Origin of the sequence: Mesorhizobium sp. NFR06, from assembly GCF_900115245.1 — a bacterium.
Classification (GTDB): domain Bacteria; phylum Pseudomonadota; class Alphaproteobacteria; order Rhizobiales; family Rhizobiaceae; genus Mesorhizobium.
This window is the reverse complement of sequence record NZ_FOVT01000025.1, coordinates 1-25049: the sequence shown is the minus strand read 5'-3', so window position 1 is coordinate 25049 and position 25049 is coordinate 1. Positions and strand designations below refer to the sequence as shown.

General features: G+C 63.6%; 24 protein-coding genes and 1 pseudogene. 15 read left to right on the top strand and 10 right to left on the bottom strand.

Annotated elements, in window-relative coordinates; all coding sequences use genetic code 11:
• The first annotated feature begins 248 nt into the window (after positions 1-248).
• The 8 genes from F3H96_RS30780 to mnhG all read left to right on the top strand — a co-directional run bounded on the left by F3H96_RS30780 (position 249) and on the right by mnhG (position 7686).
• A complete protein-coding gene (locus F3H96_RS30780; RefSeq protein WP_188131575.1) occupies positions 249-392 on the top strand; it encodes a hypothetical protein in 144 nt (47 codons plus the stop codon).
• 236 nt (positions 393-628) lie between these two features.
• The gene (locus tag F3H96_RS28515) at positions 629-1531 is read left to right on the top strand and encodes a universal stress protein (RefSeq protein ID WP_149804981.1); all 903 of its coding nucleotides are present in this window, start codon (positions 629-631) and stop codon (positions 1529-1531) included.
• Positions 1532-1643: 112 nt separating this feature from the next.
• Positions 1644-4565: a monovalent cation/H+ antiporter subunit A gene (locus tag F3H96_RS28510; RefSeq protein WP_149804980.1), complete on the top strand. Its 2922-nt coding sequence runs from the start codon at positions 1644-1646 to the stop codon at positions 4563-4565.
• Entirely contained in the window at positions 4556-4897 is a 342-nt protein-coding gene (locus tag F3H96_RS28505; RefSeq protein ID WP_149804979.1) for a Na+/H+ antiporter subunit C, read from the top strand. Before F3H96_RS28510 ends, F3H96_RS28505 begins: the two co-directional genes overlap by 10 nt.
• Positions 4897-6531, top strand: coding sequence for a monovalent cation/H+ antiporter subunit D (locus F3H96_RS28500; RefSeq protein ID WP_149804978.1), 1635 nt, complete (start codon positions 4897-4899; stop codon positions 6529-6531). Before F3H96_RS28505 ends, F3H96_RS28500 begins: the two co-directional genes overlap by 1 nt.
• Positions 6528-7013, top strand: a complete 486-nt coding sequence (locus tag F3H96_RS28495; protein ID WP_149804977.1) for a Na+/H+ antiporter subunit E — start codon at positions 6528-6530, stop codon at positions 7011-7013. Before F3H96_RS28500 ends, F3H96_RS28495 begins: the two co-directional genes overlap by 4 nt.
• On the top strand, positions 7010-7291 hold the full coding sequence (locus F3H96_RS28490; RefSeq protein WP_149804976.1) for a K+/H+ antiporter subunit F: 282 nt from the start codon (positions 7010-7012) through the stop codon (positions 7289-7291). The genes F3H96_RS28495 and F3H96_RS28490 overlap by 4 nt, the downstream gene beginning before the upstream one ends.
• Positions 7288-7686 carry a monovalent cation/H(+) antiporter subunit G gene (gene mnhG, locus F3H96_RS28485; protein ID WP_149804975.1) on the top strand — a complete coding sequence of 133 codons (399 nt, stop codon included), beginning with the start codon at positions 7288-7290 and terminating at the stop codon, positions 7684-7686. The genes F3H96_RS28490 and mnhG overlap by 4 nt, the downstream gene beginning before the upstream one ends.
• Positions 7687-7706: 20 nt before the next feature.
• Here the strand turns inward: mnhG and F3H96_RS31580 are convergent, their stop codons facing one another.
• Positions 7707-7832, bottom strand: coding sequence for a hypothetical protein (locus tag F3H96_RS31580; RefSeq protein WP_280177797.1), 126 nt, complete (start codon positions 7830-7832; stop codon positions 7707-7709).
• Positions 7833-9233: 1401 nt separating this feature from the next.
• Between F3H96_RS31580 and F3H96_RS28475 the strand changes: the two genes are divergently transcribed.
• The 3 genes from F3H96_RS28475 to cydB all read left to right on the top strand — a co-directional run bounded on the left by F3H96_RS28475 (position 9234) and on the right by cydB (position 12732).
• Positions 9234-9914 (top strand): PTS sugar transporter subunit IIA, encoded by a 681-nt coding sequence (locus tag F3H96_RS28475; RefSeq protein ID WP_149804973.1) that lies wholly within the window; start codon positions 9234-9236, stop codon positions 9912-9914.
• A gap of 394 nt (positions 9915-10308) precedes the next feature.
• On the top strand, positions 10309-11715 hold the full coding sequence (locus F3H96_RS28470; protein WP_149804972.1) for a cytochrome ubiquinol oxidase subunit I: 1407 nt from the start codon (positions 10309-10311) through the stop codon (positions 11713-11715).
• A gap of 3 nt (positions 11716-11718) precedes the next feature.
• Complete coding sequence (gene cydB / locus F3H96_RS28465) at positions 11719-12732, top strand: cytochrome d ubiquinol oxidase subunit II (protein WP_149804971.1); 1014 nt, start codon at positions 11719-11721, stop codon at positions 12730-12732.
• Here the strand turns inward: cydB and F3H96_RS31575 are convergent.
• From F3H96_RS31575 to F3H96_RS28430, 8 genes are all read right to left on the bottom strand, one after another.
• The gene (locus tag F3H96_RS31575) at positions 12726-12848 is read right to left on the bottom strand and encodes a hypothetical protein (protein ID WP_280177796.1); all 123 of its coding nucleotides are present in this window, start codon (positions 12846-12848) and stop codon (positions 12726-12728) included. The two genes, cydB and F3H96_RS31575, sit on opposite strands and share 7 nt — an antisense overlap.
• Before the next feature lie 115 nt (positions 12849-12963).
• Positions 12964-13842 (bottom strand): NAD(P)-dependent oxidoreductase, encoded by an 879-nt coding sequence (locus F3H96_RS28460; RefSeq protein ID WP_149804970.1) that lies wholly within the window; start codon positions 13840-13842, stop codon positions 12964-12966.
• A gap of 18 nt (positions 13843-13860) precedes the next feature.
• Positions 13861-14175, bottom strand: a complete 315-nt coding sequence (locus F3H96_RS28455) for a putative quinol monooxygenase (RefSeq protein WP_149804969.1) — start codon at positions 14173-14175, stop codon at positions 13861-13863.
• Positions 14176-14194: 19 nt separating this feature from the next.
• Positions 14195-15553 (bottom strand): Gfo/Idh/MocA family oxidoreductase, encoded by a 1359-nt coding sequence (locus F3H96_RS28450; RefSeq protein WP_149804968.1) that lies wholly within the window; start codon positions 15551-15553, stop codon positions 14195-14197.
• 270 nt (positions 15554-15823) lie between these two features.
• Positions 15824-16693, bottom strand: a complete 870-nt coding sequence (locus F3H96_RS28445) for a PfkB family carbohydrate kinase (RefSeq protein ID WP_149804967.1) — start codon at positions 16691-16693, stop codon at positions 15824-15826.
• Positions 16690-17559, bottom strand: a complete 870-nt coding sequence (locus F3H96_RS28440) for a MurR/RpiR family transcriptional regulator (RefSeq protein ID WP_149804966.1) — start codon at positions 17557-17559, stop codon at positions 16690-16692. Before F3H96_RS28440 ends, F3H96_RS28445 begins: the two co-directional genes overlap by 4 nt.
• Before the next feature lie 31 nt (positions 17560-17590).
• On the bottom strand, positions 17591-18571 hold the full coding sequence (locus F3H96_RS28435; RefSeq protein ID WP_149804965.1) for a sugar phosphate isomerase/epimerase family protein: 981 nt from the start codon (positions 18569-18571) through the stop codon (positions 17591-17593).
• Between the two features lie 111 nt (positions 18572-18682).
• Entirely contained in the window at positions 18683-19576 is an 894-nt protein-coding gene (locus F3H96_RS28430; protein WP_149804964.1) for a LysR substrate-binding domain-containing protein, read from the bottom strand.
• 238 nt (positions 19577-19814) lie between these two features.
• Between F3H96_RS28430 and F3H96_RS28425 the strand changes: the two genes are divergently transcribed.
• From F3H96_RS28425 to F3H96_RS28410, 4 genes are all read left to right on the top strand, one after another.
• Positions 19815-20843 carry a substrate-binding domain-containing protein gene (locus tag F3H96_RS28425; RefSeq protein ID WP_188131574.1) on the top strand — a complete coding sequence of 343 codons (1029 nt, stop codon included), beginning with the start codon at positions 19815-19817 and terminating at the stop codon, positions 20841-20843.
• A 67-nt stretch (positions 20844-20910) separates the two neighbouring features.
• Positions 20911-22389, top strand: a complete 1479-nt coding sequence (locus tag F3H96_RS28420; protein WP_149804962.1) for a sugar ABC transporter ATP-binding protein — start codon at positions 20911-20913, stop codon at positions 22387-22389.
• Positions 22386-23372: an ABC transporter permease gene (locus F3H96_RS28415; RefSeq protein WP_244620196.1), complete on the top strand. Its 987-nt coding sequence runs from the start codon at positions 22386-22388 to the stop codon at positions 23370-23372. Before F3H96_RS28420 ends, F3H96_RS28415 begins: the two co-directional genes overlap by 4 nt.
• On the top strand, positions 23369-24277 hold the full coding sequence (locus F3H96_RS28410) for an amidohydrolase family protein (RefSeq protein WP_149804961.1): 909 nt from the start codon (positions 23369-23371) through the stop codon (positions 24275-24277). The genes F3H96_RS28415 and F3H96_RS28410 overlap by 4 nt, the downstream gene beginning before the upstream one ends.
• Positions 24278-24429: 152 nt before the next feature.
• Here F3H96_RS28410 and F3H96_RS28405 read toward each other — a convergent pair.
• Positions 24430-25049 (bottom strand): annotated as a pseudogene (locus F3H96_RS28405) (ABC transporter substrate-binding protein); the annotation flags it as partial.

Below are 25049 nucleotides of genomic sequence, written 5' to 3'. Positions count from 1 at the left end.
AGACGCACGGTGCCTTAAAGCAGGTCTCTAGCCCGGATGCGAAAAGGCGTTGGCTTCGCGTCCGGGAGATAAGATCCCAGTTGAGCGCAAACTGAGCGTTGCCCTGCGATGCGATGTAGCCGTGAGAGATCAAGAGACGCGCTCTCGTCATCGGATCGATTGGGCCGGATAGACAGCCTCATAACCACCTACACAGGCGTGTCGCTCTCTGATCGGACGCATGCCTATCTTTTCGCAGGAGACGAGCCATGGCTCAGCCAGGAAAGCATAACACGCCGTTAGAAAAGCAGTTTGAGTCTGGGATCGATCCAGAAAACAGCTTGTTGCCGATGCTGATAGGCGGCCTTGTCCTGATCGTGATCGGTGCGATCATCGTCATGAATTTTGTCTAGCATAGTCGCCCAAACCAGCGCCTAGGTGGGCGCTGGTTCGATCTGGGGTGCCGCACTCCCGCGCCCGGCTGCTCGGGAAAGCTGCCTCCTTGTCCTTCGATAGAATTGCGGAAAGCAGCGGTAGTCCGCCACTCTTCAGGAAGGCGAGCACCCTCCCCGCACCGTCGCCCCAAGGGCGGACGCATTTCTTCGAGATCGCGGGTGCTATATCGTTATGCGAATTATCGGAGCCACTTATGTCAAAGGCTTCACACGAAGACGGCTCAGTTGCTGCTACTGCTCGGCGCGCACCGAGCCATATCATCCTTGCGACAGACTTCAGCGCGCGGTGCGATCGGGCGCAGGACCGGGCGGTGCAGCTTGCGATCCAGTGGAATGCGAGTCTTACCGCAGTGCACGCTCTCACCGACATGGCGCTGACCGAGGATACTTCTGTGCGCGACGCATACAGGCGGGCGGCAATGCGCAATGCCGCCTCTCTCCGTGAGGAGCTTGCCTGCGTTGATGGCCTTCGTTCAGCCGTGATCGAAGAGGAAGGGCCAGTCGACTGGGTGGTACTCGAGATAGCGGCAAGGGAACGGGCGGAGTTGATCGTGACCGGGATAGCGCGGTCAGGGCCGCTCGCGCAGGTGCTGGTCGGAAGCAATGTCACAGCTCTCGCCCGAAATTCCCCTATCCCGCTGTTGGTCGTGAAAAAGAGAGTGCTAGACACCGACCAACGCGTCTTCGTCGCGACCGATCTGTCTGAGTCTTCCAAGCCTGCCCTGATGGTTGCCCTGCGATGGTTTGGACTGAGGCGATTGGGGCTCTTCCATGGGTTCGAGCCGCCTTACCGCGGCTTCGCGCATGATAGCGCGGACTATGATCGACAGTTCGAAACGATCTCGCTTGACCAATGCCGCGACTTCCTCCGGGAGGTCGCCGGCGAGGAAGCCATCGCGAAGTTCGACATCGTTGCCCGCCGCGGCGATCCGGTGATGGGCCTGCAGGTGTTGACCAACGACGCCGACACCGACCTCGTGATCGTCGGAACCCATGGTCGGACGGGACTGCTTCATGCGCTTGTCGGCAGCGTGGCATCGCGCATCCTGGAGGCAGTCCCCAGCGACATCCTGGTGGTGCCAAGCAGTCAGCGGTAAGCCCCCAAACAGCTTGGGAAGGGCCCGCCAGGCCTGTCATTGGGGGACAATCAACGATAGCGTAGAACGCTAGCATGCCGCACGATCGTGCCGCCTCGACACAAGGAGAGTGATGGAGCTTTATTCGCTGCCTCTGATCATCGCTCTTCCGTTCGTGGCAGGCCTCGCGGCCACCTTGCTTCCGTCGGACTCGCGCGCACCCGCGACCTGGTTGGCAGGCGCAACGACGCTGGCCTCGCTGGCGTTGACGCTCTCGCTCTACCCTTCTGTCCATGGCGGAGGGATTGTCCGGCAAAGGTTCGAATGGATCCCCTCGCTGGGCCTCGACTTTGCCCTGCGCATGGACGGGTTCGCGTGGATCTTCGCGGCGCTTGTAAGTGGGATCGGGCTTCTCGTCGTCGTCTATACGCGCTACTACATCTCGCCAGAGGATCCCGTCCGCCGCTTCCATCTTTTCTTCCTGGCGTTCATGGGGTCGATGCTGGGCGTCGTGCTCGCCGGCAACCTGATCCTCCTGGTCGTGTTCTGGGAACTCACCAGTATCTTCTCCTTCCTGCTGATCGGCTACTGGCATCATAATCAGACCGCGCGCGACGGTGCCCGTATGGCGCTGACGATCACGGCGATCGGCGGCCTTGCGCTGCTGTCTGGAGTTCTCGTAATTGGGCATATCGTCGGCAGCTACGATCTCGACACTGTGCTGGCGTCGGGGAACGCTATCCGGAACCACGATTTGTATGTCCCGGCGCTTTTGCTGATCCTGCTAGGCACGCTCACCAAGAGCGCGCAGTTCCCCTTCCAGTTCTGGCTGCCCAACGCCATGACCGCGCCCACGCCCGTCTCGGCGTTCCTGCATTCGGCAACCATGGTCAAGGCGGGCGTCTTCCTCATGGCCCGGCTGTGGCCAGTGCTTTCAGGTACGCCTGAATGGTTCCTCATCGTTGGTCTGGCGGGAATGACCTCGCTGGTGCTCGGCGCCTATCTCGCGATATTCCAGCAGGACCTCAAAGGACTGCTGGCCTATTCCACGATCAGCCATCTGGGGCTGATCACGCTGTTGCTCAGCCTCGGCAGTCCGCTCGCCGCGGTCGCCGCGATCTTCCACATGCTCAATCACGCCACTTTCAAGGCATCTCTATTTATGGCCGCCGGCATCATCGACCATGAGACCGGCACGCGCGACCTGCGGCGACTCTCAGGCCTGTTCCGCTACATGCCGATTACGGGCACCCTGGCCATGGTCGCAAGCGCCGCCATGGCCGGCGTCCCGCTGTTGAACGGTTTTCTGTCAAAGGAGATGTTCTTCGCGGAAGCGGTCGAGACTCATGCCGACTCCTGGCTGGACACGGCGGCGCCTTACGCGGCCGTTCTCGGCAGCGCGCTCGCCGTTACGTATTCCATACGGCTCATCCACTCGATCTTCCTCGGGGTGCCCTCCGAGAGCTTTCCGCGCGAGCCGCATGAACCGCCCTTCTGGATGCGCTTCCCCGTCATGCTCCTGGTGGTAGCCTGCCTCGTCGTCGGCATCATCCCGGGGCTGACAATCGGACCGTTCCTGCAGGTCGCGGTGTCCTCGGTGCTTGGCGCCGCAACGCCCCAATACAGTCTGGCGGTATGGCACGGCTTCACCCTACCACTGGCGATGAGCGCGATCGCGCTGGCGGTTGGCGCGGTTCTCTACCTATTCGCCGGCGACTACCTCGAACGGGCCGAAAGTCCCCTCCTTTTCGGCAGGATACAGGGACAACATATCTTCGAGCGGACCATGGTCGCGATCTCATGGCGAGGCGCGCGCCTTGTCGAGCAGGTCTTCGGCACGAAGCGTTTGCAGCCGCAGATGCGCCTGCTCGTCGCCGCCGCGGTGGCCGCCGCCGCGACCCCTCTTTTTGCCTCGGGGCTTGGTTTCGGAAGCTATAGCAGCGGACATGATGTGGCGTTCGCCGGCCTGTGGGGCATTGGCATGGTCTGTGCGGTCGCGGCCGCGCAGCGGGCCAAATTCCACCGTCTGGCGGCTCTGGTGCTGCTCGGGGGAACTGGGCTTGTCACCTGCTTGTCTTTCGTCTGGCTGTCGGCGCCTGACCTTGCGGCAACACAACTCCTCGTCGAGATCGTGACGACTGTCCTGATATTGCTCGGCCTGCGCTGGCTGCCGAAACGCTCCGAGGCGCTGCGCGAGCCAAGTGGCCCGCTCGCCCGCGCGCGACATTTCCGCGACCTGGTCATCGCCGTCGTGGTGGGCGCCGGTATGGCGGCGATGTCCTACGCCGTCATGACGCGCAAGCCGCCCGACACCATCGCCCACTTCTTCATTGAGAGGGCCTACAGCGAAGGCGGGGGACGCAACGTCGTCAACGTGATTCTCGTCGACTTCCGGGGCTTCGACACGCTGGGTGAGATCACCGTGCTTGGCACCGTCGCGCTGACCGTGTTCGCCCTGCTTCGGCGCTTCCGCCCTGCGCAGGACAGCATCGAGCGACCGGAGCAGCAGCGTGTCCAATTGTCCTATGACGAGGCCGAGCCGGACCGGGGGGCCGGCGCGACGCCCACGGAATACCTCTATGTGCCCTCGGTGATCATGCAATGGATGTTCCCGGTGGTGATTGTGCTGGCGGCCTATCTCTTCCTGCGCGGGCACGACGCCCCAGGGGGAGGCTTCACCGCGGGCGTGGCGATGGCGGCGGGCTTCGTCCTGCAGTACATGGCAGGGGGAACGGTCTGGGTGGAAGACCGGCTGCGCATTCTGCCGGTCAGATGGATCGGCGGCGGCCTTGTTCTGGCGGCCTTGACGGGCGCCACCTCCATATTTGTCGGCGACGCCTTCCTCACTTCATATTTTCGCTACGTGGGCCTGCCGCTCATCGGAAAAATCCCGATGGCGAGCGCGACCATATTCGATCTCGGCGTGTTCGGTCTCGTCGTTGGCGCCACGGTGCTGATGTTGATCGCGATCGCCCACCAGTCAATCCGTCGCCTGCGGGCGGCTCGCCTCGAAGAGGAACGCCAGCTCGTGGAGGAGCGCCGGCAATGGAGTTGACGCTTGCAATCGCCATCGGCGTTCTTACCGGATCGGGCGTCTGGTTGGTCCTGCGACCGCGCACCTACCAGCTCGTCATCGGTCTTTCGTTGCTTTCCTACGCGGTGAACCTCTTCATCTTCAGCATGGGTCGCCTGCGCGTAGGGGCAGCTCCCGTACTGGGTGCGGACGGCTCTGGAAATCCTGCCGACTTCGCGGACCCCGTTCCGCAAGCGCTGGTGCTCACTGCAATCGTGATCGGCTTCGCAACGACCGCCCTGCTGCTGGTGGTCCTGATCGCCGCCCGCGGCCTCACCGGCAGCGACCACGTCGATGGGCGGGAGTCGCGCTGATGGAGTGGACGCGACACCTTCTGGTCGTTCCGATCCTGCTCCCGCTGGTGACAGGGGCGTTGCTGCTTCTGATTGACGAGTCGCACCACACATTGAAAGCGCTGGTCAGCCTCGCTTCAACGGTGCTGCTCCTCCTCGCGAGCGTGGTGCTGACACGCATGGCGAATAGCGTTCCGGTCGAAAGGGGTATCGTTTCCTTGTCCTACGCGGTCGCGAGTTGGCCCGCGCCGTTAGCCATCGTGCTCGTGCTCGACCGGCTATCGGCGCTCATGCTCGTCCTCGTCGCCGTCATCGGATTGGCGTCGCTGGTGTTTTCGCTGGCTCGCTGGCACAGGGCCGGACCGCACTTCCACACCCTGTTCCAGTTCCTGCTGATGGGACTTGCAGGCGCGTTCCTGACGGGAGACCTCTTCAATCTGTTCGTCTTCTTCGAGGTAACGCTGGCGGCGTCCTACGGCCTGCTGCTGCACGGCTCCGGAGCATTCCGCGTCCGATCGGGACTGCACTACATTGCGATCAACCTGGCGGCGTCGCTTCTTTTCCTCATCGGCGTCAGCCTGATCTACGGCGTCACCGGCACGCTCAATATGGCTGACCTAGCGGTTCGCCTGCACGCCGTCCCGGCGGGGGACCGGATGCTGCTGCAGGCAGGTGCGGCTATCCTGGGGATTGCCTTCCTGGTCAAGGCTGGCGTATGGCCGCTCTGCTTCTGGCTTCCTTCCGCTTACATGGCTGCCGCCGCCCCAGTCTCGGCCATCTTCGTCATCCTCACCAAAGTCGGTGTCTACGTGCTCCTGCGCCTGAGCCTCCTGCTTTTCGGAAGCCAGGCAGGCGAACTGACAGGTTTTGGCGGGACGGTCATGCTTTGGGGCGGTTTGGTCACGGTCGCCTTCGCGACATCCGGCGTGCTCGCCTCGCAGGCGATGGGCAGGCTTGCCGGCTACAGCGTGCTTGTTTCTTCGGGGACCTTGCTGGCCGCTGTCGGAATGGGCGACGCGGCGGTTGTGTCAGGAGCGTTGTTCTATCTCGTCAGTTCGACCCTGACGACAGCGGCCTTCTTCATGCTGATTGAACTGGTGGAGCGCGCGCGTGAACCTGGCGCCGACCTGCTTGCCGTCACCAGGGAAGCCTATGGCGAAGATGGCGGCGAGGACGAGGAACGTGACGACGAGGAGGTTGGCGTCGTCATGCCAGGCGCGCTCGCTATCCTCGGGGTGTGCTTCGGATGCGTCGCCCTTTTGCTCGCGGGCCTGCCGCCGCTTTCAGGATTCGTCGCCAAGTTCGCCATGCTGACGGGCATGTTGAATCTGTACGGGCTGGGAACTCCCGCCAGCATCCCGCCGAGAACCTGGCTGCTGGTCGCACTCGTCATTCTGTCCGGCTTGGCGGCGCTGCTCGCCATGATGCGCAGCGGCATCGGCACTTTTTGGGCGCCGCTCGAAACCGTCGTTCCGCGCGTGCTGGTGGTGGAGATTGCGCCGGTCGCCGGGCTTCTGGTTCTCTGCCTGTTCCTGACGGTGAAGGGAGGCGCGATGATCGAGTACACCGAAGCGGCGGCCCTCTCGCTGCACGATCCTTCGAGCTACATCCAAGGCGTCTTAGGCCCGGAGCAAGCGAAGGCCGTCGCCAGATGACCCGCGCGCTGCCGTACCCCATTCTGACCGCGGCGTTGCTGTTGACCTGGATGCTGCTCACGTCATTCTCGCCCGGGCAGTTCATCCTCGGAGGGCTGATCGCTGTCGCGGCCTCCCGTGCGATGGCGGCGCTGCAGCCGTCGAAGCCAAGGCTGAGACAGTGGCAGCTGATCCCTCGCCTTGCCGGGATCGTGGCACTGGACATCCTGCGCTCGAACATCGCCGTCGCGCGCATTGTGCTCCAACGCCGCGGCCGCAAACGCAAATCCGGCTTCGTGGCCATACCGCTCGACCTTCGCGATAGGACGGGGCTCGCCGTGCTCGCCTGCATCGTCACCAGCACGCCTGGAACCGCATGGGTCGAGCACGCCCAGGATTCGAACATCCTTCTGATCCATGTTCTCGACCTCGTCGACGAACAGGGATGGGTCACCCTGATCAAGAGCCGCTACGAAAGTCTTCTCATGGAGATATTCGAATGACCGCCATCATACTCCTTTGGTGCCTGACGGCCGCACAGGCCATGCTGGTGGCCGCCATGGGCTGCTACACCTTCCGCTTGATCCGCGGCCCTCGCGCGCAGGACCGGGTACTCTGCCTCGATGCCATCTATGTGAGCGCCATGCTTCTGGTGCTGACGGTCGGCATCCGCGCAGGAAGCCCGATCTATTTCGAGGCGGCCCTGATCATCGCAGTGCTGGGCTTCGCCTCGAGCGTGGCTTTGGCGAAGTTTCTCATGCGCGGCGAGGTGATAGAATGACATACGCTGGAGCGCTACCCGCCTGGGCGGCGCTGCTGACAGCTTTCCTCGTTCTGGTGGGAGCCGGACTGACCCTCCTCGGCGCAATCGGAACCCTGAGGTTCGGCAGCTTCTTCGAGCGAGTGCACGCTCCGACGCTGGGTACAAGCTGGGGCACAGGCGCCATCGTGCTCGCCTCGATCGTCTGCTTCTCGGCGCTGGGTTCGCGCCCTGTCGCGAATGAACTCCTGATTGGCGTCTTCATCACCCTCACAACCCCGGTCACGCTCATGCTGCTCGCACGCGCAGCCCTTTATCGCGACCGGGCGGAGAGAAAACCGGGCGTGCCTGCCCGGTCGATCTTGCGACCGCCGCGTGGCCGAGACCAACAGGGGGAAAGTGGCGGCGGCCAATGAAGCTGCCGCCACGATCCGGTCTAACGCCGTCGTCCGGCTCCGGCCGCCTTGGCGCCAAGTTCCGATACCGTGGCCGCTTCCTGAATTTTCCTGTCCTTGTCCTGCTTCGGCTTGCGGGCTTCTCGATTGCCGTTTCTCTTGGCCATTTCCGGTTTCCTTCGTGCATGGTTGAGCGGTCCACCGAAGCGGACGCGCAACGCTCAGAATTTGAGTCGAAAGGAAGCTCCCTGGCCTGACGGAATTGATCCGCTAGGCCAGGGCTAGCGGCCTGTCTTGGGCCGCTTCCGGAAGGGAAGTCCGTGTGTTGGAATCCTGTTCACAGACGCATCATGGCGAGGCTGCTCTCGTAGTCAAATGGATGGAATGCCGCACGGAGCCTCGCGGTCGCTTGCGGCGTTGCGCCCCAATATTGCCAGCGCATGGCACTCCCAGCGTCCGAAGGCCGCACCCGGTCCCAACCCGTTGAATGGGCTGCATCCAATGGCCATATCCGGTGCATGGTTATTCTGGGCAGTCGCAAGAAATACCTGGTCGTCTCGGCGTCCCTCCTGACGCGTTCGTAGCCCGAGCGGCTCGAACGCTTCGTTCGCCGTCTCGGGAACCTTCACCCACAATCAGACAGGTGGCACGGCGCTGCTTCTAGCGATGCGGCGAGCGTCGGAGAAGCGCGCCCGGTGCCTTCCGTCAAGTCCGTTAACCGATGCCCATTTGGGACGCCGCGTGAACGGGCCTGGCAAACGTGAAAGGAGGACGACATGTCCATATCCAAGTATTCATCGAGCACGGTTCGAAGGCAGGCTCCTGCGCTTCGGCAACCGCGAGCCACCGTCGCGCAACTGTTCCTACGGGCGGTTCAACGCTGGCAACGTAACCGTGCCATGGCCGCGCTTGAAGGCCTGGACGATAGAATCCTTGAAGATATCGGGATAGCCCGAAACGAAATCCCTCAGTTGGCGGAAAGCTTCTTTAGGCCATCGGAACATGGAAGATGGAGCTCCGTCGCAAGCCATCCGCCAATCGACCGTCAATTTCAGCAGCATGTCTAGCAAGGGCAGCAGCAATGGACACGACAACAAGAACAATTGTCGCCGTGGGCCTTTTCGCCCTGATGCTCGTCGCTTTCCTGGCGATCTGAAACTCGCGTTCGGCTTGGTAGGGACCGGCATCGCTTTCAGACAAGAGGCTTGATCGGCTAGGTGCGTATCATGTGCATGGAGACTTTCGTCAGAATTTCGAGGCTTGCCGGGCAAGGACGGATCCTTTCCCGGAGCAGACCCTCCATCCCTCGATTCCGCACGTAATCCTGCTCCGGGACTCCCAAGACCTGCGGTTTATTCTGCGGCCCTTTGCGGGGCCGCGTTGATGGAGCGTTACATGAGAATTCCTCTTTCGAGGCGCATTTGCCTTTCCTGCGGCCGGTCCTTGCCAAGAGCAGCCGCCCGCTGCCCTTGGTGCATCACCTCCCTAGTGGTGCCGGCCGCGTTGGCGGATCACCCGCCGATGCGCCGCCCGTCAGCCGCCCGCGTCGTGTCGCGTCAGGTGATGAGATGAACCCCATGTTGAGCTTGCCGTTTCAATGCGCCGCCTCGGCGAGCATCGCCTGCGACCGTATTGCCGCTCGTCGGCCCGGACGCGATCCCCACGCTGGCTTTGCGTCCGGGACGCCCGTCCATCTTGGCGACTCCGTTGCCCTCGATGAATCGAGTTTCTTGCGACATCAGCCGGGCGATCAAGCAAAACCCATGACGACGGTGACCGACCTGCTTGAGGAACAGGACATCCTGCTCGGCATGCCCGCCAAGGGAAAGCGGTCAGCCCTCGCCAGAATCGCGGCCCGCCTCGGCGAAAGAGCGGGCATGGGCCAAGGTGCCGTTTTTGCGGCCCTGCTTCGCCGCGAGCGCCTCGGCTCGACCGCGATCGGACGCGGTGTAGCAATCCCCCACGCACGACTGGACGGGATATCTGCGCCCTCGGCGATGATCGCGACGCTGCAGCGCCCTGTCTGGTTCGACGCGCCCGACAGCGATCCGGTCGATCTGCTGCTGGCCGTCTTATGGCCGAAATCCGACGGCGCGGGCTTCTTGCCCGCTTTGGCTCATTTTTGCCGTCTCCTGCGCCATCCCGAGCTACGCGACCGCATTCGTGCTTCCGGGACGTCCGCTGAGGCTCTCGCATGGATGACATCCTTCGAGGAAAGGGTCGCGGAGCCTCCAACGGCAATCCTTTGAGGCCAAGCTATACGCGCTCTCTCGGGCTCCGGCGGGAGGCACGCGCGTGAACGGATGCCTGCTCGCGAGCTTGTCGCAACCTACCCGAGAGTACAGACTGTCCGCGACGCTGGCGAGCTTCGACAATATCGAGCCGTTCGAAGCGCAATCTGTGCAGCCTGCCTGAGTCGTCAAATCTGTTCGTCTTGCCTGGCACCGTAGATTTGCCGAAATGCGACCGAGGATGCGTCCCGTAGGCTGTTCGCCGCTGAACGGGAGGCCCAGTGTTCGGCTCGTCCCCTATGTGCTGAAAGCCGCGTTGCCACTCGGCTTTCGGACTTGTTCCCCATAGTCGCCATGCTATCTTCCCAACGTGGTCCCTCCCGAACGGGGCCGAGCGCACGCAAGGCCATCGATGGAACTCGATCCCCTGCTCCTTTCCCGGCTTCAGTTCGTATGGGTCATCGGCTGGCACATCCTGCTGCCAGCCTTCACCGTTGGCCTCGCGTCCTATATCGCCGTCCTTGAGGGAATGCATTTCTTCACGGGACAGGAGATCTACTTCCGCATTTCAGGCTTTTGGATAAGGATTTTTTCCGTCGCCTTCGGCATGGGCGTAGTTTCTGGCATAGTCATGCCCTTCCACTTCGGCACCAACTGGAGCCGTTATTCCGATGCGACGGCAAATGTCCTGTCGCCGCTTTTCGCCTATGAAGGGTTGACCGCCTTCTTCCTTGAGGCCGCGTTTCTCGGAGTATTGCTGTTCGGCCGGAATCTGGTCCCGCGCTGGGCGCACTTCGTGGCGGCGCTGATGGTGGCTTTCGGGACGCTTCTGTCATCCTTCTGGATACTTTCCGCCAATAGCTGGATGCAGACGCCGGTTGGTTACGAACTGATCAACGGCCGCTTCTATCCGAAGGACTGGTTCGCGATCGTTTTCAATCCCTCCTTCCCGTACCGCCTCGGCCATACGGTGGTGGGTTTCTACGTCACCACAGCCTTCGTCGTCGTAGGTGTGGCGGCCTGGCTGGTCCGGCGAGGCCGCTCGGTGGCAGAGGGATCGCGCATGCTGTCGATGACGTTCTGGCTGCTGACGTTCCTCGTCCCCCTGCAGATCCTGCTCGGCGACGAGCACGGGCTGAATACGCTTGAGCATCAACCCACGAAACTGGCTGCAATCGAGGCGCATTGGGATACTGGCCGGCGCGTGCCCCTAGTGCTGTTCGCGATACCCGATGAACTGAACGAAGCGAACCGTTATACGGTCGAGGTGCCCCTGCTTGGCAGTGTGATCCTAACCCACGATCCCAATGGCGAGATCCGAGGCCTGAAGGAATGGCCGCGCGACCAGAGGCCACCGGTGGCAATTCCGTTCTTTGCCTTCCGCATAATGGTCGGGATCGGCCTCCTGATGCTTGCGATGGTGGCGGCTAGCTGGTGGCTGCGCTGGAAAGGTGGGCTATTCGATACCGCTTGGTATCTGCAGGCCTGTCAATGGGTCGCTCCGCTCGGGTTCGTTGCGGTGCTGGCAGGCTGGACCACGACCGAGGTAGGGCGCCAACCCTGGACGGTTTACGGGCTTCTCAGGACCGCCGATTCCGTTTCCCCGTCATTGACTGGGAGCGACGTACTGATCTCGCTTGTCGGCTACATGATCGCCTACCTGGTGATCTTCCCGGCCGGGCTGACCATTATGGCCCGCTTTGTTCGCAAGGGCGTGGAAGTGGCCGAGAGCGAGCCGGAAGAGATTGAAAGCGGCCGCCCGGGCGGCCCGGTGCGTGCCCTGCCCGGCTCGGCGCAGCGACATGGAAAGGCTGGCTGATCCATGGAGCCGCTGGTTCTCGACTTCGTGCCAGTATGGACGCTGATCCTCGGGATCGGCGTATGCTTCTACGTGATCCTGGATGGCTTCGACCTGGGTGTCGGCATCCTTTTCGGCTTCCAGCCGGACACCGCATCTCGCAACCTGGTCATGAACTCGATCGCGCCGATCTGGGACGGCAACGAAACGTGGCTGGTGCTGGGCGGACTCGCGCTCCTGGCGGCCTTTCCGCTGGCCTTCGCCATCATCATTCCTGCCGTCTATTTCCCGATCCTCGTTATGCTCCTGGCGCTGATCTTCCGCGGCGTCTCCTTCGAATTCCGCTACCGCGATGCCGAGCACAAGACTTTCTGGGACCATGGCTTCAGTTGGGGGTCGACCGTCGCCACCTTCGCGCAGGGAATGGTTCTGGGCGCCTTCATCCAGGGCTTCCAGGTGGATGGCCGGCATTTCGCCGGATCGTCGTGGGATTTCATCACACCCTTCTCGATCGTGACGGGTATCGCGCTGGTGTTCGGCTACGGGCTGCTCGGCGCCGGATGGCTGGTGCTGAAAACGGAAGGGGAGTTGCAGGCGCGTGCGCGCCGTCACGGCCGCTGGTGCTTCCTCGGCGTTTTCGCTGCCATCGTGGTCGTCAGCGTTTGGACCCCTCTGATGAATACCGGGATCGCCTCTCGCTGGTTTTCCTGGCCCAATATGCTGTTGCTCGCGCCCGTTCCAGTTCTAACGGCCCTGCTCGGCTGGCTCGAATGGCGCTCGCTCAACAACAACTCTGAAGTGGCTCCGTTCGCCGCCGCCATTGGCCTCTTCCTGATCTCCTATCTCGGCATCGCAATAAGTCTGTGGCCGATGATCGTACCGCATGTCTATACGCTTTGGGACGCCGCATCGGCTCCGAGCACGCAGGCATTCCTCGCGGTGGGCACGCTGTTTCTTCTGCCGGTGATCCTTATGTACACCGGATGGTCATACTGGGTGTTTCGCGGCAAGGTGAAGGCGGACATCGGCTATCACTGACGGTCCACCGCGAAGGTGGCCTGATCTCTGATGACCAGAACCAAATCACGGGTGGTTTGCAATTCCGACACTTCGCAGCCCTCTTCCAGGATGGTACGAACAGTTATCTGCAGCATGCAGGCGTCGACGCACCACGTTGAGCCATTCAGCGTCCGTTTGGGCGCCCCTACCGGACGGGCGGCTTTCCAGATGGCCGGGCTAGAAAGCTGACGGATACGTCCAGTATGCTACTTATCGAAAATTGATGCGCCGCAGTTCGACGATTGCCGCGCTGTGGTCGAGATCGCCGCCACCATTATCGACCAGGCTGCGGAAAATCCGGTCGACCTCGGTTGCGACCGGCAAGCTCAGCCCGAGGGAAGCCGCAAGCGCAAGCGCCGTGCCGGTATCCTTGACCTGGTATTTCGCCGGACCACCCGGCACGAAATCGGCCTCGATCATGCGCCGCCCGTGCTGGCGGAACACCGCCGAGTCGGCAAAGCCACCGAGCAGCGCCTCGTGCACGCGCGCCGGGTCGGCGCCTCCCCGCTCTGCCAACAGCAGCGCTTCGGCGACGGCGCAGATGTTGCTGGCGACGATCAGCTGGTTGGCGAGCTTTGCGAGGCTGCCGCCGCCGACCGGGCCGACATGCGTCACACGCCCCAGCGGCGCAAAGACGGGCTTCAGCGCCTCTATGGTGTCGGCTTCCCCGCCAGCCATGAGGGCTAGCGTCCCTTCATCCGCGCCCTTCTCACCGCCGGAGACGGGAGCGTCGACGTAGCGGATGCCCCTTTGCGCCGCCAGCGCTCCTTGCTTGCGCGCCGTATCGACCGGGATCGAGCTCATCACCACGAGCGTCGATCCACGCGGCATCGCATCGGCCGCGGCGTTCGTGCCGAACAACACCTCGTCGCAGACCGGCCCCGAACTCAGCATCGAGACCACGACATCCGCATCCCGCGCCGCTTCGGCGGCTGCGGTAGCAACAGAGACGCCGAAGGGCGCCAGCGCTTCGGCCTTTTCCCGACTGCGGTTCCACGCGCTCACCGCAAAGCCGGCCTCCACCAGCCGGCGGGCCATGTGGCCGCCCATGATGCCGGTCCCGATGAAGCCGATCCTGGTGACGCTCATTGCGGCGGCCGTGCCAGATCAGACGTTTTCAAGAGCGGCGAAGCGAACGACCGTCTCTTCGACCTCGAGCGCCTTCATGGTCGCCTGGAAGCGCTTCAGATGCGGGGTTTGCAAATGCGCGTCGAACGCAGCGCGGTTGTCGTAGACCTCGTAGAACAACACGGTGTCCTCGGCGTCCTCGGGGCAGACGACATCGAAGCGGCGGCAGCCCGCCTCGTCGGCGAGCGAATGGCGGGCGTCGTCCAGGGCAGCATTGAGAAATGCGGTCCTGATCTGTGGTCTGACATGGAATTCGGGGATCACCACGAAGGGTGGCGCGCTGCGCTTGGTCATGACTTTCCTTCCGGGCCGATTAGGCGGCCACGCTCGGCGTCGGGCGGAAGCGCTCTTCCATCTCGCGGCGCAGGTTCACGACGTCGATGTCGTTGATCAGTTCGACATCGTTGACGCTGACGATCTGGTCCTTCCGGACGGCGCGCTTCAGCCGCACATTGTGCGCAAGACCAATCGGAAGCGCTGCGTGCTTCAGACTGGTCGAAGCGGGAATGGCATTTGCCCAGACCGCATAGCCGCCCTCGCCGTCCAGCATTTCGCCGGGCTGCATATCCTTTTTGGCCGTCGCCACGGCATCGCCACGGAATTCCTTCGACGACCCGGTCGGCTCGTTGCGCAGCACGGCCGACAACACGCTGATCGAGGTCTCCAGCCCGATGATATGGAACGGCCGCCACATCGAGGCGTACCAGCCCGACGAGTCGGTCAGGAGGCCGTATTGCTTGAAGCAGGCGCGCGAATATTCGTTGTGCGCCTTGAAGGTGACGAACACGCCATAACGGATGTTGTTGAACACCTCGCGGCCGTCCGGCTCCTGGCTGGCGGCGATGTCGACTAGGCCCGAGCGCGCCATGCGCCCGCCATCGGCGGCCGGGCGGAACACCTTAGCAAGATCGTGCAGGCCGCAGGGCGGGAAGCCAAGCCCGTCATCAGCACAGTCGAGACCCGTGCCATTGGCGACCGCGGCCATCTCGATCGCCGCCTTTGTGCCGTCGGTGAAGGAGTTGTACATCTTCGGATTGAAGTCGCCCTTGGCCACCTCCTCCTCGCTCCAGCCGAAGAAGCCCCAGACCGTATCGGGCGTAGAGTAACGGTAGCGCGGCTCGAAATTCATGCCCTTGCCGGCCGCCGTCACCTCGAAGCCGGTCGCCCGCGCCCAATCCACCAGTTCGCAGATCAGCGCCGGCTGGTCGCCATAGGCCATCGAATAGATGACGCCCTTCTGGCGCGCCTTCTCGGCCAGGATCGGTCCGACCATGACATCGGCCTCGACATTGACCATCACGACATGCTTGCCGGCCTCGATCGCGGCGAGCGCATGGCGGGTTCCGGCAATCGGGTGGCCGGTCGCCTCGATCACGCATTCGATCTCCTCGCAGGCAAGCAGGGCGGCAACATCGTCGGTGACGAAGGTCGTGCCGTTCTGCACCGCTTCGCCGGCAGTCTTCGCCTGGTATTGCTCTTCCGGCCAGCCGACGCGCTGCAGCGATTCCCGCGCCTTGGAGACATTCAGATCGGCCACCGCGACCATATGGTATCCGGCGATGCGTTGCGCCTGCGACAGCACCATCGAGCCGAACTTGCCGGCGCCAATCAGGCCCACCCGCACCGGGCGTCCACGCGCCGCGCGCGCGGCAAGCAGGGTATAAAGATTCATGTTCGTATCCTTCGCATCACCGAATTCCGTACGACCCAGGCCTCGGCGAGGCGTACAAGGGCCTTCGTGTCCCGCTTCACCGGTGGACACGGCTGCGAAGGCGCTCGACACCTTCCCGCAATTGGCGCAATTGCCTCCCCGGCAAGCCTTTGCTGGCGATCGTTCGGCCCTGTTTGCCGAACCGCTACATTCGTATTGCGGGAGAGCTGTTAGCTCAATTTAGAAGGTGAGCTTGATCGTTTAGCTGCGCTAAAGATTACCGTCGCGCCGTCAGGTCGAGACATGCCTGGCGGCGGCCTGGTTGGCGAGATCGAGACACACCGCGAAAGCGCTGCCCGCGGCGAATGCCGCCGCAAAGGTTCCGGCGAAGACATCGCCAGCGCCATGCGTGCTGATCAACCGGACAGGAATTGCGCGCACCACGACCGGCTCATGGCCTCGCTGCAAACCGGCCACGCCGTCAGCGCCAGCCGTCACCACCACGGTGACAAAACGGTTGGAGAGCAGCCTCGCCGCGCCGAGCGCCGAGGCGATATCCCCGACCGGGCAGCCGCAGAACTGTTCGGCCTCGATCGCGTTGACCATCACGATGTCGACGAGCGCAACGAATTCGTCCGTCAGCGATCGGTGCGGGGCAGCATTGAGGCATACCGGCACGCCCACCCGTTTGGCGGCCCTCGCGGCGGCCAGGTTTACGGCATCAGGCATTTCGTTTTGCAGGACGAGCACGCCCGCGTCGCGCCAAAGCGCGGGGTCGTCGAGGCTCTGGGGATCGAGGGCGGTGTTGGCGCCTGAGACGATCACGGCGCCATAGTCGCCGCTGCTATCCGAGATGGCGACGCTCATGCCTGAGCCGCGCCCGGCAATATGCGCGATACGGGAAGCGTCGACGCCGGCGGCGGTGAGATTGGCGAGAAGAAACCGACCGAAATCGTCGTCGCCAACGGCGCCCACCATGCGCACATCGGCGCCGGCCCTCGCGGCCGCGACGGCTTGATTGCCGCCCTTGCCGCCGAATTTCGGCCGCCAGCCGAAGCCGGTCACCGTCTCGCCCTTGCGCGGACGGTCGGGCGCGTCGACCATGATGTCGTAGTGAAGGCTGCCGACCGCGACGACGACAGGACGCAGCGGGATATTCATGCGCCGCGCCGCTTGCCGGCGACCGCGCCCATGGTCGCGGCAAGGTTGCGTTCGGCCGCCTTGAGGTCGCGCCGCGCGACGGCGGCGAAGACGGCGTCGAATATGATCAACTGCGCAATGCGCGCGGCGGCATTCTCGCCCAGAAGCGGCGAGCCCTGGGCCGTCGAGCACAACACCACGTCGGCGGCCGAGGCGAGGGGCGACGTCGCATAGTTGGTAAGCGCGATCGTGCGTGCGCCGCGCCGGCGCGCCAACTCGACAGGCTCGATCACGGCCGTGCTGGTTCCCGAATGGGAGATCGCGATGGCGACATCGCCTTCGCCCAGCAGCGAAGCCGACATCAGCATCATATGCGCATCGTCGAAGACGCTGGTGCGCACGCCGATGCGCAAGAGCTTGTGGGCGACGTCGCGCGCGATCTGGGCCGAGCCGCCGACACCGTAGAGGTCGCGCTGGCGCGCACCGAAGATCAGGTCGGCCGCCCGCCCCAGCGCCTGCGGATCGAGAATGGCAAGCGTCTCCTCCAGCGCATGCACGGAGGTGCGGAACACCTTGCGCGCAATCTCGGCATCGGTGTCGTCGGGCGAGAGTTCTTCATGCAGTTCGGCCGTCGGCAACCGGTTGTAGCCGGCAAGGCCTGCCCGGAAATCCTTGAAGCCGTCGAAGCCGAGTTTCTTGGCGATCTTGACGACCATGGCTTCCGACACGCCGGCGTCTTCGGCCACGGTCTTCAGCGATGTGTTTTCGCCGAAGTCGCGCCGGCCGAGGATCATGTCGACCACCCGTCCCTCCAGCGGCGTCAGATGCGGCATCATCATGCGGATGCGCGGGCCGATGGTCCTCGGATCGCCAAGCGGAAGGCTCATGCTTTTTCCCTCGGCATCATCGCCCTTCCCGCTACGCGCCAATCAAGGCTCTGTTGACGATCCTCTGGCTGGCCACTGCGTCCTGGCGGCCGAGCGCGTCGGCAAGGCCGTTGTCGCCCGCCAGCCCGTCGGCGATCTCCAGCAATCGCCGCACGGTGGCGATGTTGGCTTCGCATTCGGCGACGGGATCGAGTCCGCTCAGGTCGGGAAAAGTATCGAAGTAAAGCGCGCCGTCGAAGCCGTCGCGGCGGATCTGGTGAAGCAACTCCAACGTCGAGCGCAGATGCACCGCGCCGACCATCAGCCCGTCGTCGCGCTTGCCGTATCCATCGTTGAGATGCACGCCGAAAAGCCGGCTGCGGCGGTTGATCAGATGCGCGGCAAGCGCCGGCTGCTCGCCCGCATAGAGCGCGTGCGCGAAATCGATGGTGACGCCGAGATTGGGCGAGCCGGCCTCGGCGATCGCCAGCAGCGTGGTCGCGGCGTCCCGCAGCAGCGACTGGGCGCGCGGCTCGTCGGGCTTGTATTCGATGCTGACGCGGCAGTCCGGATCGTGCTCCGCCACCTCCCGAATGCCGGCCACCTCCCAATTCCAGACCTGCGCATAGTCGAGCTGGAAGTTGTAGTCGAACCCATCCTGGCCGAGCCAGATCGTCATCAGGTCGGCGCCCATGGCGCGCGCCGCATCGATGCCGCGCTTGGTCAGGTCGATGGCCTCGCGCCTCACCGCCGCGTCCGGATTGGTGAAGGCGCCGCGTTTGAAGGCCGGGTTGGTGTAGTAGCGCATGGCAAGGCCGTTGATCGACAGGCCGAGGCCGCCTATGCGCCGGGCGATCTCCGCCGGCTCACCGGAAACATGGTCGGGAAAGTTCAGGTCCACATCGGTAAGGCCGCGCACTGTGGCGGCACGCTCGGCCATCTGCATCATGCTCGGCTTGCCGGAGAGGTTCGGCCATTGCAACTGTGGCGCGGAGGCGAACGAGTTCAACCGGGTGGCAAAACGATACAGCATGCGAACCTCGACCTTCGAGTTTTTCACACAGATACAGAAAGTCGTGAAGTTATCAAGTGTAAGATCGGAACGCGACCGCCGACAAGACTTTGAGGATTCCAGGCCTTGTCTTCAGTCCGGCGGGCCGGGCATCCCGTCGCGCTCGGCGCGCAGCCAGTCGAGGAACAGCCGCACCTTCTTGTGCCGCAGATGGTCACGCGGACACACGATCCACTGCGTCACAATGCGCAACGAAGGAGGATCGGAGGCCGGACAGACGAGCCGGCCCTCGCGCAGTTCGCGCTCCATCATCATGCTGCTTTCGAGCGCAATGCCCATCCCGTCCAGCGCTGCGTCGATCGCCATATGCGAGCGGTCGAACAGGATGCGGCGCCATCTTTGCGGTGGCTGCGTGCCCGCCAGTTTGAACCAGGCCGGCCATTGCGCCTGCGACTTCACCGAATGAATGAGCCGGAACCGCGTCAAGTCCTCGGCGCGAAGGCTGCCTGCGGCCGCGAGCGCGGGGGCGCAAGCTGGAATGAAGCTCTCCTCAGCCATGCCTTCGACGAACAGGCCCGGCCAGCGGCCGTCGCCGTGCCGTATTTCCAGATCGACGAGCTCCCGGTTGAAGTCCGTCGGCTCATTCGTGCCATCGAGGCGGATCTCAAGCTCGGGATTCTGGTCTAGAAAGGAGGCAAGGCGCGGCAGCAGCCATTTGTTGGACAACGTCGGCGTCGCCCGGACAGTCAGCATCGTCACCGACCGGTAGCCGCGGATAATGCTGGTGGCTTCAGATATGCGCTCGATCTCGTCGGTGATGGTGGCGAAATAGCGCTCGCCCGCTTCCGTCAGCACGACGCGACGCCCCATTTTGGTCAAGAGGCTGACGCCAAGTTGGACCTCGAGCACCTGGATCTGCTGGGTGACCGCCGATGGCGTCACGCCGAATTCCTCGGCAGCGCGCGAGATGCTGCCCGCCTGGGCCGCAGCATGAAAGACCCAAATGGCCTTGACTGGGATCTGCATCTTTCCTCCACGCACAAGCGCCCAAGCCATACCAGTTTTCTTTAAGCCTGGCTAAAAAATCGGATAGGGCTTCTAATTTGAATCTAACAGATCGAATGCTCTAATTTCCAACTTGCTGCAACACGGTGAAGTCGTGAACAGCCGGAGTGTTTGAGGCCGTGAGGATCTGGCCCGGCGCTCGGGTCTACAGGGAGAGGAAGTTCCGGAGGTGATCCGGCACTCAATGGGAGGAAATTCGATGAAGTTACGGATAAGCGGCGTACTCGCCGCCTCGACGGCGCTCGCCCTTTTCGGCGCGGCCCCCGCTTTTGCCGACGGCAGCTGCCCAGCCTATCCGACGGCCAAGATGGACAAGATCGAATCGACGGCGCTCGAGGCGGAATTCGGCGCGGTGCCGGCGCCGAAGAAGGAACTGCATTTCGCCTATGTGACCAAGACGCTGATCAACGAGTTCTGGCAGGACGTTGCGGCCGGCGCTAAGGCCGAGGCGTCGAAATACAAGATCAACGTCGACGTGCAGGCCGCCAAGGACGAAAGCTCGATGATCGAGCAGCTCAACCTTGCCCAGACAGTGCTGTCGCAGAAGCCGGACGCGCTGCTTTTGTCGCCGCAGTCCGATTCCAACCTGGCGCCGGTGATCGAAGCGGCACGCGCCACTAACATCCCGACCATCATCATCGACGACGCGCGCACCGAGGGTGCCAGCACCTATATCGGCACCGACCAGGTGTCGATCGGCGCCAAGGCCGCCACCTTCCTGCACCAGACCTATCCGAACGGCGGCAAGATCGCCCAGATCGAGGGTGCGGCTGGCTCGCCCAACGCGCGCCTGCGCATCCAGGGGTTCAAGGAAGAGCTCAAGAAATATTCCAACCTGGAGCTCGTCGCCAGCCAGCCCGGCAATTGGGACCGGCTGACCGCGTTGAACGCGACCTCGAACATCCTGCGCCAGACGCCGGACCTCGCCGGCATCTACGCCAACAATGACGGCATGGCGCTCGGCGTGGTCGAAGCCGTCTCCAGCGGCAGCAGTCTCGACAAGGTCGCGGTCGTCGGCACCGACGGCATCCGGGAAGCCAAGAAGTCGGTCGGCGCTGGCGAGATGCGCGCCACGGTGGCGGAATTCCCCTTCGAGGAGGGCCAGCTCGGCGTGCAGATGGCGCTTCGCCTTCTCGGCTGCCAGGCCATCCCGCAGTGGATCCTGTCGCCCCAGGCGGTTGTCACCAAGGACAACGTCAAGGAATTTCCCGATCCCAAGACCAACTGAGGCAATCTCAGTGCTCAATGCAATCTCCCAGGCAGAGGACGGCGAAAGCCGTCCTCCCGCACTTCGGATGACCGGCATCGTCAAGCGCTTCGCCGGCGTCCAGGCGCTGAAGGGAGTCGATCTCCATTTGCACGGTGGCGAGGTTCACGCCCTTTTGGGCGAGAACGGCGCAGGCAAGTCCACGTTGATGAAAGTGATGTTCGGCATCGTGCAGCCAGACGAAGGGGAAATCGCGCTCGATCCGATCGGCACCGTCCGCATCGATGGCCCGCGCGACGCGCTCGCCATGGGCATCGGCCTCGTCAGCCAGGAACTCAGCCTCGTGCCGCAGCTCGACGTCGCCCAGAACATCTTCCTCGGCCGCACGCGTGGGCTAAGGTTCGTTCCGCGCGCGAGCTTCCGCCGCGAGGCACGCGCGATCCTCGACGACCTTGCACCGCATCTCAAGACCGACACGCCGGTATCGGCGCTCGGCATGGCCGACCGGCAACTGGTCGAGATCAGCCGCACGCTTGCCCGCGGCGGCCGCATCATTGCCTTCGACGAGCCGACGTCGAGCCTGACGCCAGCCGAGCAGGAAAGCCTGTTCGCCGTCATCCGGCGACTCAAGGCGGCAGGCAAGGCCATCGTCTACATCTCGCACCGGATGAACGAGATCCGCGCCATAGCCGATCGGGTGACTATCCTGCGCGACGGCGCGGTCGTCGCCTGCGGTCCGATCGGCGACTATTCCGAGCCCAGGCTGAATGAGCTGGTCGCCGGCCGCGAACTGTCGCGCGAAATGAGCGCCGAAAAGCCGGCGCCGGTCAAAAGCGCCCCGCTCCTGGAGCTGCGCGGTATCTCCACCGGGCGCATCAAGGATGTCAGCCTGTCGGTCGGCGCCGGCGAGATCGTCGGCCTGTCGGGCCTGGTCGGTTCCGGGCGCTCGGCCATCCTGCGCGCCTGCTTCGGCATCGATCCGCTGTCAGGTGGCGAACTCAATGTCGCGGGCACAAGCGCGACGCTTGGCGGACCGGCGGATGCTATGCGGGCCGGCATCGCGCTGATCCCAGAGGATCGCAGAGGTCACGCGATCGTGCCGATGACAGATGTCGAGCGCAATTTCGGGCTCGGCAACCACGGCCGCTTTGCCGCGCTGGGCGTGATCAAGGGCGCCGAGCGGCGGCGGGCGGCCAAGCACTATGTGGACGAGCTGCATATCCGGCCGCCCTCGATCGGCACCGAGATGCGCAATCTTTCCGGCGGCAACCAGCAGAAGGTGGTGATCGCCCGCTGGCTGGCGACCGGCGCGCGGGTGTTCCTGTTCGACGAGCCGACCCGCGGCATCGATGTCGGCGCCAAGGCCGAAATCTATGCGCTGCTGCGTCGCCTCGCGTCCGATGGAGCAGCGCTGCTTGTCGTGTCGTCCGAACTGCCGGAACTCCTGCTGATCTGCCACCGTATCGGGATCGTGAACGGGGGACGCCTGCGCAATATTGTCGATAACGATGCCGGCCTGACCGAGGAGCGTCTGATCGCTCTCGCTGCCAGAGAGGACAATCCGTGACTGAACTCAGGTCCCTGCCCCGCACAGACGCGCCCGAGAAAAGAAGCCCCGCGGCGTCGCGGCGCGGCGATACGCTGCGCAAGGCCAGCGTGGCGATCGGCTGCGTGGCGCTTTTCCTGGTGTTCTCGGTTCTCAACGGCACCTTCTACCGGCCGTCGAACCTCATCGACATCATGCTGCAATCCTCGATTAACGCGGTGATCGCGGTCGGCATGACGCTGGTCATCATGACCAAGGGCATCGACCTGTCGGTCGGCTCGATCGTCGGCCTGTCCAGCATGGTGGCCGCGGACATGCTCTCGCACGGGCTGCTTGCCGGTATTGGCGCCGGATTGCTGGTCGGCCTGGTCTGCGGCTTCCTCAACGGCGTGCTGATCGCGAAGCTGAAGCTGCCCGACTTCATCGTGACGCTCGGCACGCTCAGCATCTTCAGGGGCGCCGCGCTGATCTACACCGACGGCCAGCCGATCTACGGACTGGCCAAGGAATTCCGCGCCATCTTCGCTGGCCGCCTGCTCGACATCCCGACGCCTGTGCTTCTGGCGCTGGCGATCGCGGCCCTTGCCTATCTTCTGGTCCGCTACACAGCACTCGGCGAGCAGATCATCGCCATCGGCGGCAACGAGGAGGCTGCGCGGCTCTCGGGCATCAACATCGAACGGGCGAAGGTCACCGTCTACACGATCTCCGGCGTGCTTTCGAGCCTGGCCGGCTTCGTGCTGATCGCGCGCATCGGTGCTGCCGAGCCGATCGGCGGCAGCGGTTTCGAACTGCAGGCGATCGGCTCGGCGGTGATCGGCGGGGCAAGCCTGTTCGGCGGCGTCGGCAATCCGCTGGGATCGCTTATCGGCGCACTGACCCTCGGCGCCCTGCAGAACGGGCTGACGCTGATGAACGTGCCGTCCTTCTGGCAATATGTGGCGTCGGGCGCGGTCGTCATTCTCGCCGTCTTCGCCGACCAGTGGACAAGAAAGCGCGGATGATACCCGCCGACGAAAGCTGGGCGATCGTCGATACGCACCAGCATCTCCAGAGTCTATCCGACGCCAGCTACCCGTGGCTCGACCCCGAGCGGCCAGAGCCATTGGAAGGAGACCTCGGGCCCATCCGGCGCGACTACCTTCCGGCGGACTACCGCCGCGATATGGAAGGCCTTGGCGTCGTCAAGACGGTGCACATCCAGAACGGCCGCAATCCGTATGATCCGGTCGATGAGACGCGCTGGCTGAGCGCATTGGCAAGAAAGGAGGGCATGCCGGACGCGATCGTCGCCTATGCGGATCTCGCAGCCCCGGATGTCGAACGCGTGCTGGAAGCCCATGCCGGGTTTCCGCGCGTGCGCGGCATTCGCCAGATCCTCAACTGGCACGACGAGCCCCGTCTGCGCAGCGCGCCAAGCCCCGACCTGATGGAGAGCCCGCAATGGCGGCGAGGCTTCGCGCGTCTGGCACCGCTCGGGCTGAGCTTCGACCTGCAGCTCTACTGGCCACAGATGGACATGGCGCTGGCATTGGCGCGCGCCTTTCCCGATACGGCCATCGTGCTGGAACATTTCGGCATAGTGGCCGATCGCGGCCCGGAAGGTGTTGCGGCATGGCAGGCAGCGATCAGCCGACTCGCGCAAGCGCCTAATGTCAGCGTGAAGCTATGCGGCTTCGGCCTCGGCGCACGGGCTTGGACGCCCGAAGACACATTGCCGCTGCTCCATTACACGCTGAAGGCATTCGGCCCCACGCGCACGATGGTGGGAACCAACATACCGGTGGACCTGCTTTTCGCTACCCCGAAAAAGGTCGTCTCCATTATCCATGCCGTCGCTATGGAGCTGTCCCATGATGAGCGGATCGCCCTGCTTCGCTCCAACGCAGAAAGATTCTATCGTATCTAGTGCTGCCCTCTACGACCAATCTGAATGTCCGCTTGCAAGACATGGAGAAAGTGACGTCAACGGCCGACATGGGGCGCTAAGCGGTCCCCTCAACTTATCCCGGGCGGATGGACCGCGGATCAGCAATCCGGGTCCATCCGCGTGTCCACCCTTCATTTGTTCAACTTCGCTTGCAATGCGTTGACGTCGTCGGTGGTCATCTCGCCGTCCGTCGTCACCTTGCCGTCGACGATCTTCCACAGACGGAACGGGCCGGTGATGTCGCCAAACTTGTCGAAGGAGACCGGACCGATGACGCCTTCATAGCGGATCGGCTTGCCGTCCTTAATCAGGCCGAGCGCCTTGGCGAATTCCTGCTTGCCCGCATAGATCGGCGTGCCTGCCGGATCGACCGCCTTGTACATGGCGTCCTTGATCTTGGCCGGATCTCCGGAGCCGGCGATGGCGATCGCCAGCCCGACGATGGCGCCAGCGTCATAGGAACGATCGGCGGCCGGGTTCGACGGCTCGATGCCGGAGAATTCCTTGTAGTTCTTGTTGAAATAGTCGGTCGACGCGGTCGGGCTGGTGCCGGAAGAGGTGCCGTAGGCATCCTTGAGATAGTCGGCGCCGACGGAGTCGATGAAATCGGGGCTGTTCATGCCGTCATTGAGCAGGAACTTCTGCACGCCGCCCTGCGATATCCAAGTGCGGGCAACCGTGGCGCCGTCGACCGGCGTGCTGACGAGATAGAGCCCGTCCGGTTCGCCCGCCATCGCCGCCGTGACTTCCG

Coding starts and splice junctions, on each gene's coding strand:
- F3H96_RS28490 (WP_149804976.1), top strand. CDS start 7,010: ATGACCGCCATCATACTCCTTTGGTGCCTGACGGCCGCACAGGCCATG.
- F3H96_RS28430 (WP_149804964.1), bottom strand. CDS start 19,576: ATGCAGATCCCAGTCAAGGCCATTTGGGTCTTTCATGCTGCGGCCCAG.
- F3H96_RS28475 (WP_149804973.1), top strand. CDS start 9,234: ATGAACCCCATGTTGAGCTTGCCGTTTCAATGCGCCGCCTCGGCGAGC.
- F3H96_RS28460 (WP_149804970.1), bottom strand. CDS start 13,842: ATGAGCGTCACCAGGATCGGCTTCATCGGGACCGGCATCATGGGCGGC.
- F3H96_RS28435 (WP_149804965.1), bottom strand. CDS start 18,571: ATGCTGTATCGTTTTGCCACCCGGTTGAACTCGTTCGCCTCCGCGCCA.
- cydB (WP_149804971.1), top strand. CDS start 11,719: ATGGAGCCGCTGGTTCTCGACTTCGTGCCAGTATGGACGCTGATCCTC.
- F3H96_RS31580 (WP_280177797.1), bottom strand. CDS start 7,832: ATGGCCAAGAGAAACGGCAATCGAGAAGCCCGCAAGCCGAAGCAGGAC.
- F3H96_RS28515 (WP_149804981.1), top strand. CDS start 629: ATGTCAAAGGCTTCACACGAAGACGGCTCAGTTGCTGCTACTGCTCGG.
- F3H96_RS28445 (WP_149804967.1), bottom strand. CDS start 16,693: ATGAATATCCCGCTGCGTCCTGTCGTCGTCGCGGTCGGCAGCCTTCAC.
- mnhG (WP_149804975.1), top strand. CDS start 7,288: ATGACATACGCTGGAGCGCTACCCGCCTGGGCGGCGCTGCTGACAGCT.
- F3H96_RS30780 (WP_188131575.1), top strand. CDS start 249: ATGGCTCAGCCAGGAAAGCATAACACGCCGTTAGAAAAGCAGTTTGAG.
- F3H96_RS28450 (WP_149804968.1), bottom strand. CDS start 15,553: ATGAATCTTTATACCCTGCTTGCCGCGCGCGCGGCGCGTGGACGCCCG.
- F3H96_RS28470 (WP_149804972.1), top strand. CDS start 10,309: ATGGAACTCGATCCCCTGCTCCTTTCCCGGCTTCAGTTCGTATGGGTC.
- F3H96_RS28440 (WP_149804966.1), bottom strand. CDS start 17,559: ATGAGCCTTCCGCTTGGCGATCCGAGGACCATCGGCCCGCGCATCCGC.
- F3H96_RS28505 (WP_149804979.1), top strand. CDS start 4,556: ATGGAGTTGACGCTTGCAATCGCCATCGGCGTTCTTACCGGATCGGGC.
- F3H96_RS28455 (WP_149804969.1), bottom strand. CDS start 14,175: ATGACCAAGCGCAGCGCGCCACCCTTCGTGGTGATCCCCGAATTCCAT.
- F3H96_RS28500 (WP_149804978.1), top strand. CDS start 4,897: ATGGAGTGGACGCGACACCTTCTGGTCGTTCCGATCCTGCTCCCGCTG.
- F3H96_RS28510 (WP_149804980.1), top strand. CDS start 1,644: ATGGAGCTTTATTCGCTGCCTCTGATCATCGCTCTTCCGTTCGTGGCA.
- F3H96_RS28410 (WP_149804961.1), top strand. CDS start 23,369: ATGATACCCGCCGACGAAAGCTGGGCGATCGTCGATACGCACCAGCAT.
- F3H96_RS31575 (WP_280177796.1), bottom strand. CDS start 12,848: ATGCTGCAGATAACTGTTCGTACCATCCTGGAAGAGGGCTGCGAAGTG.
- F3H96_RS28425 (WP_188131574.1), top strand. CDS start 19,815: ATGAAGTTACGGATAAGCGGCGTACTCGCCGCCTCGACGGCGCTCGCC.
- F3H96_RS28495 (WP_149804977.1), top strand. CDS start 6,528: ATGACCCGCGCGCTGCCGTACCCCATTCTGACCGCGGCGTTGCTGTTG.
- F3H96_RS28420 (WP_149804962.1), top strand. CDS start 20,911: ATGACCGGCATCGTCAAGCGCTTCGCCGGCGTCCAGGCGCTGAAGGGA.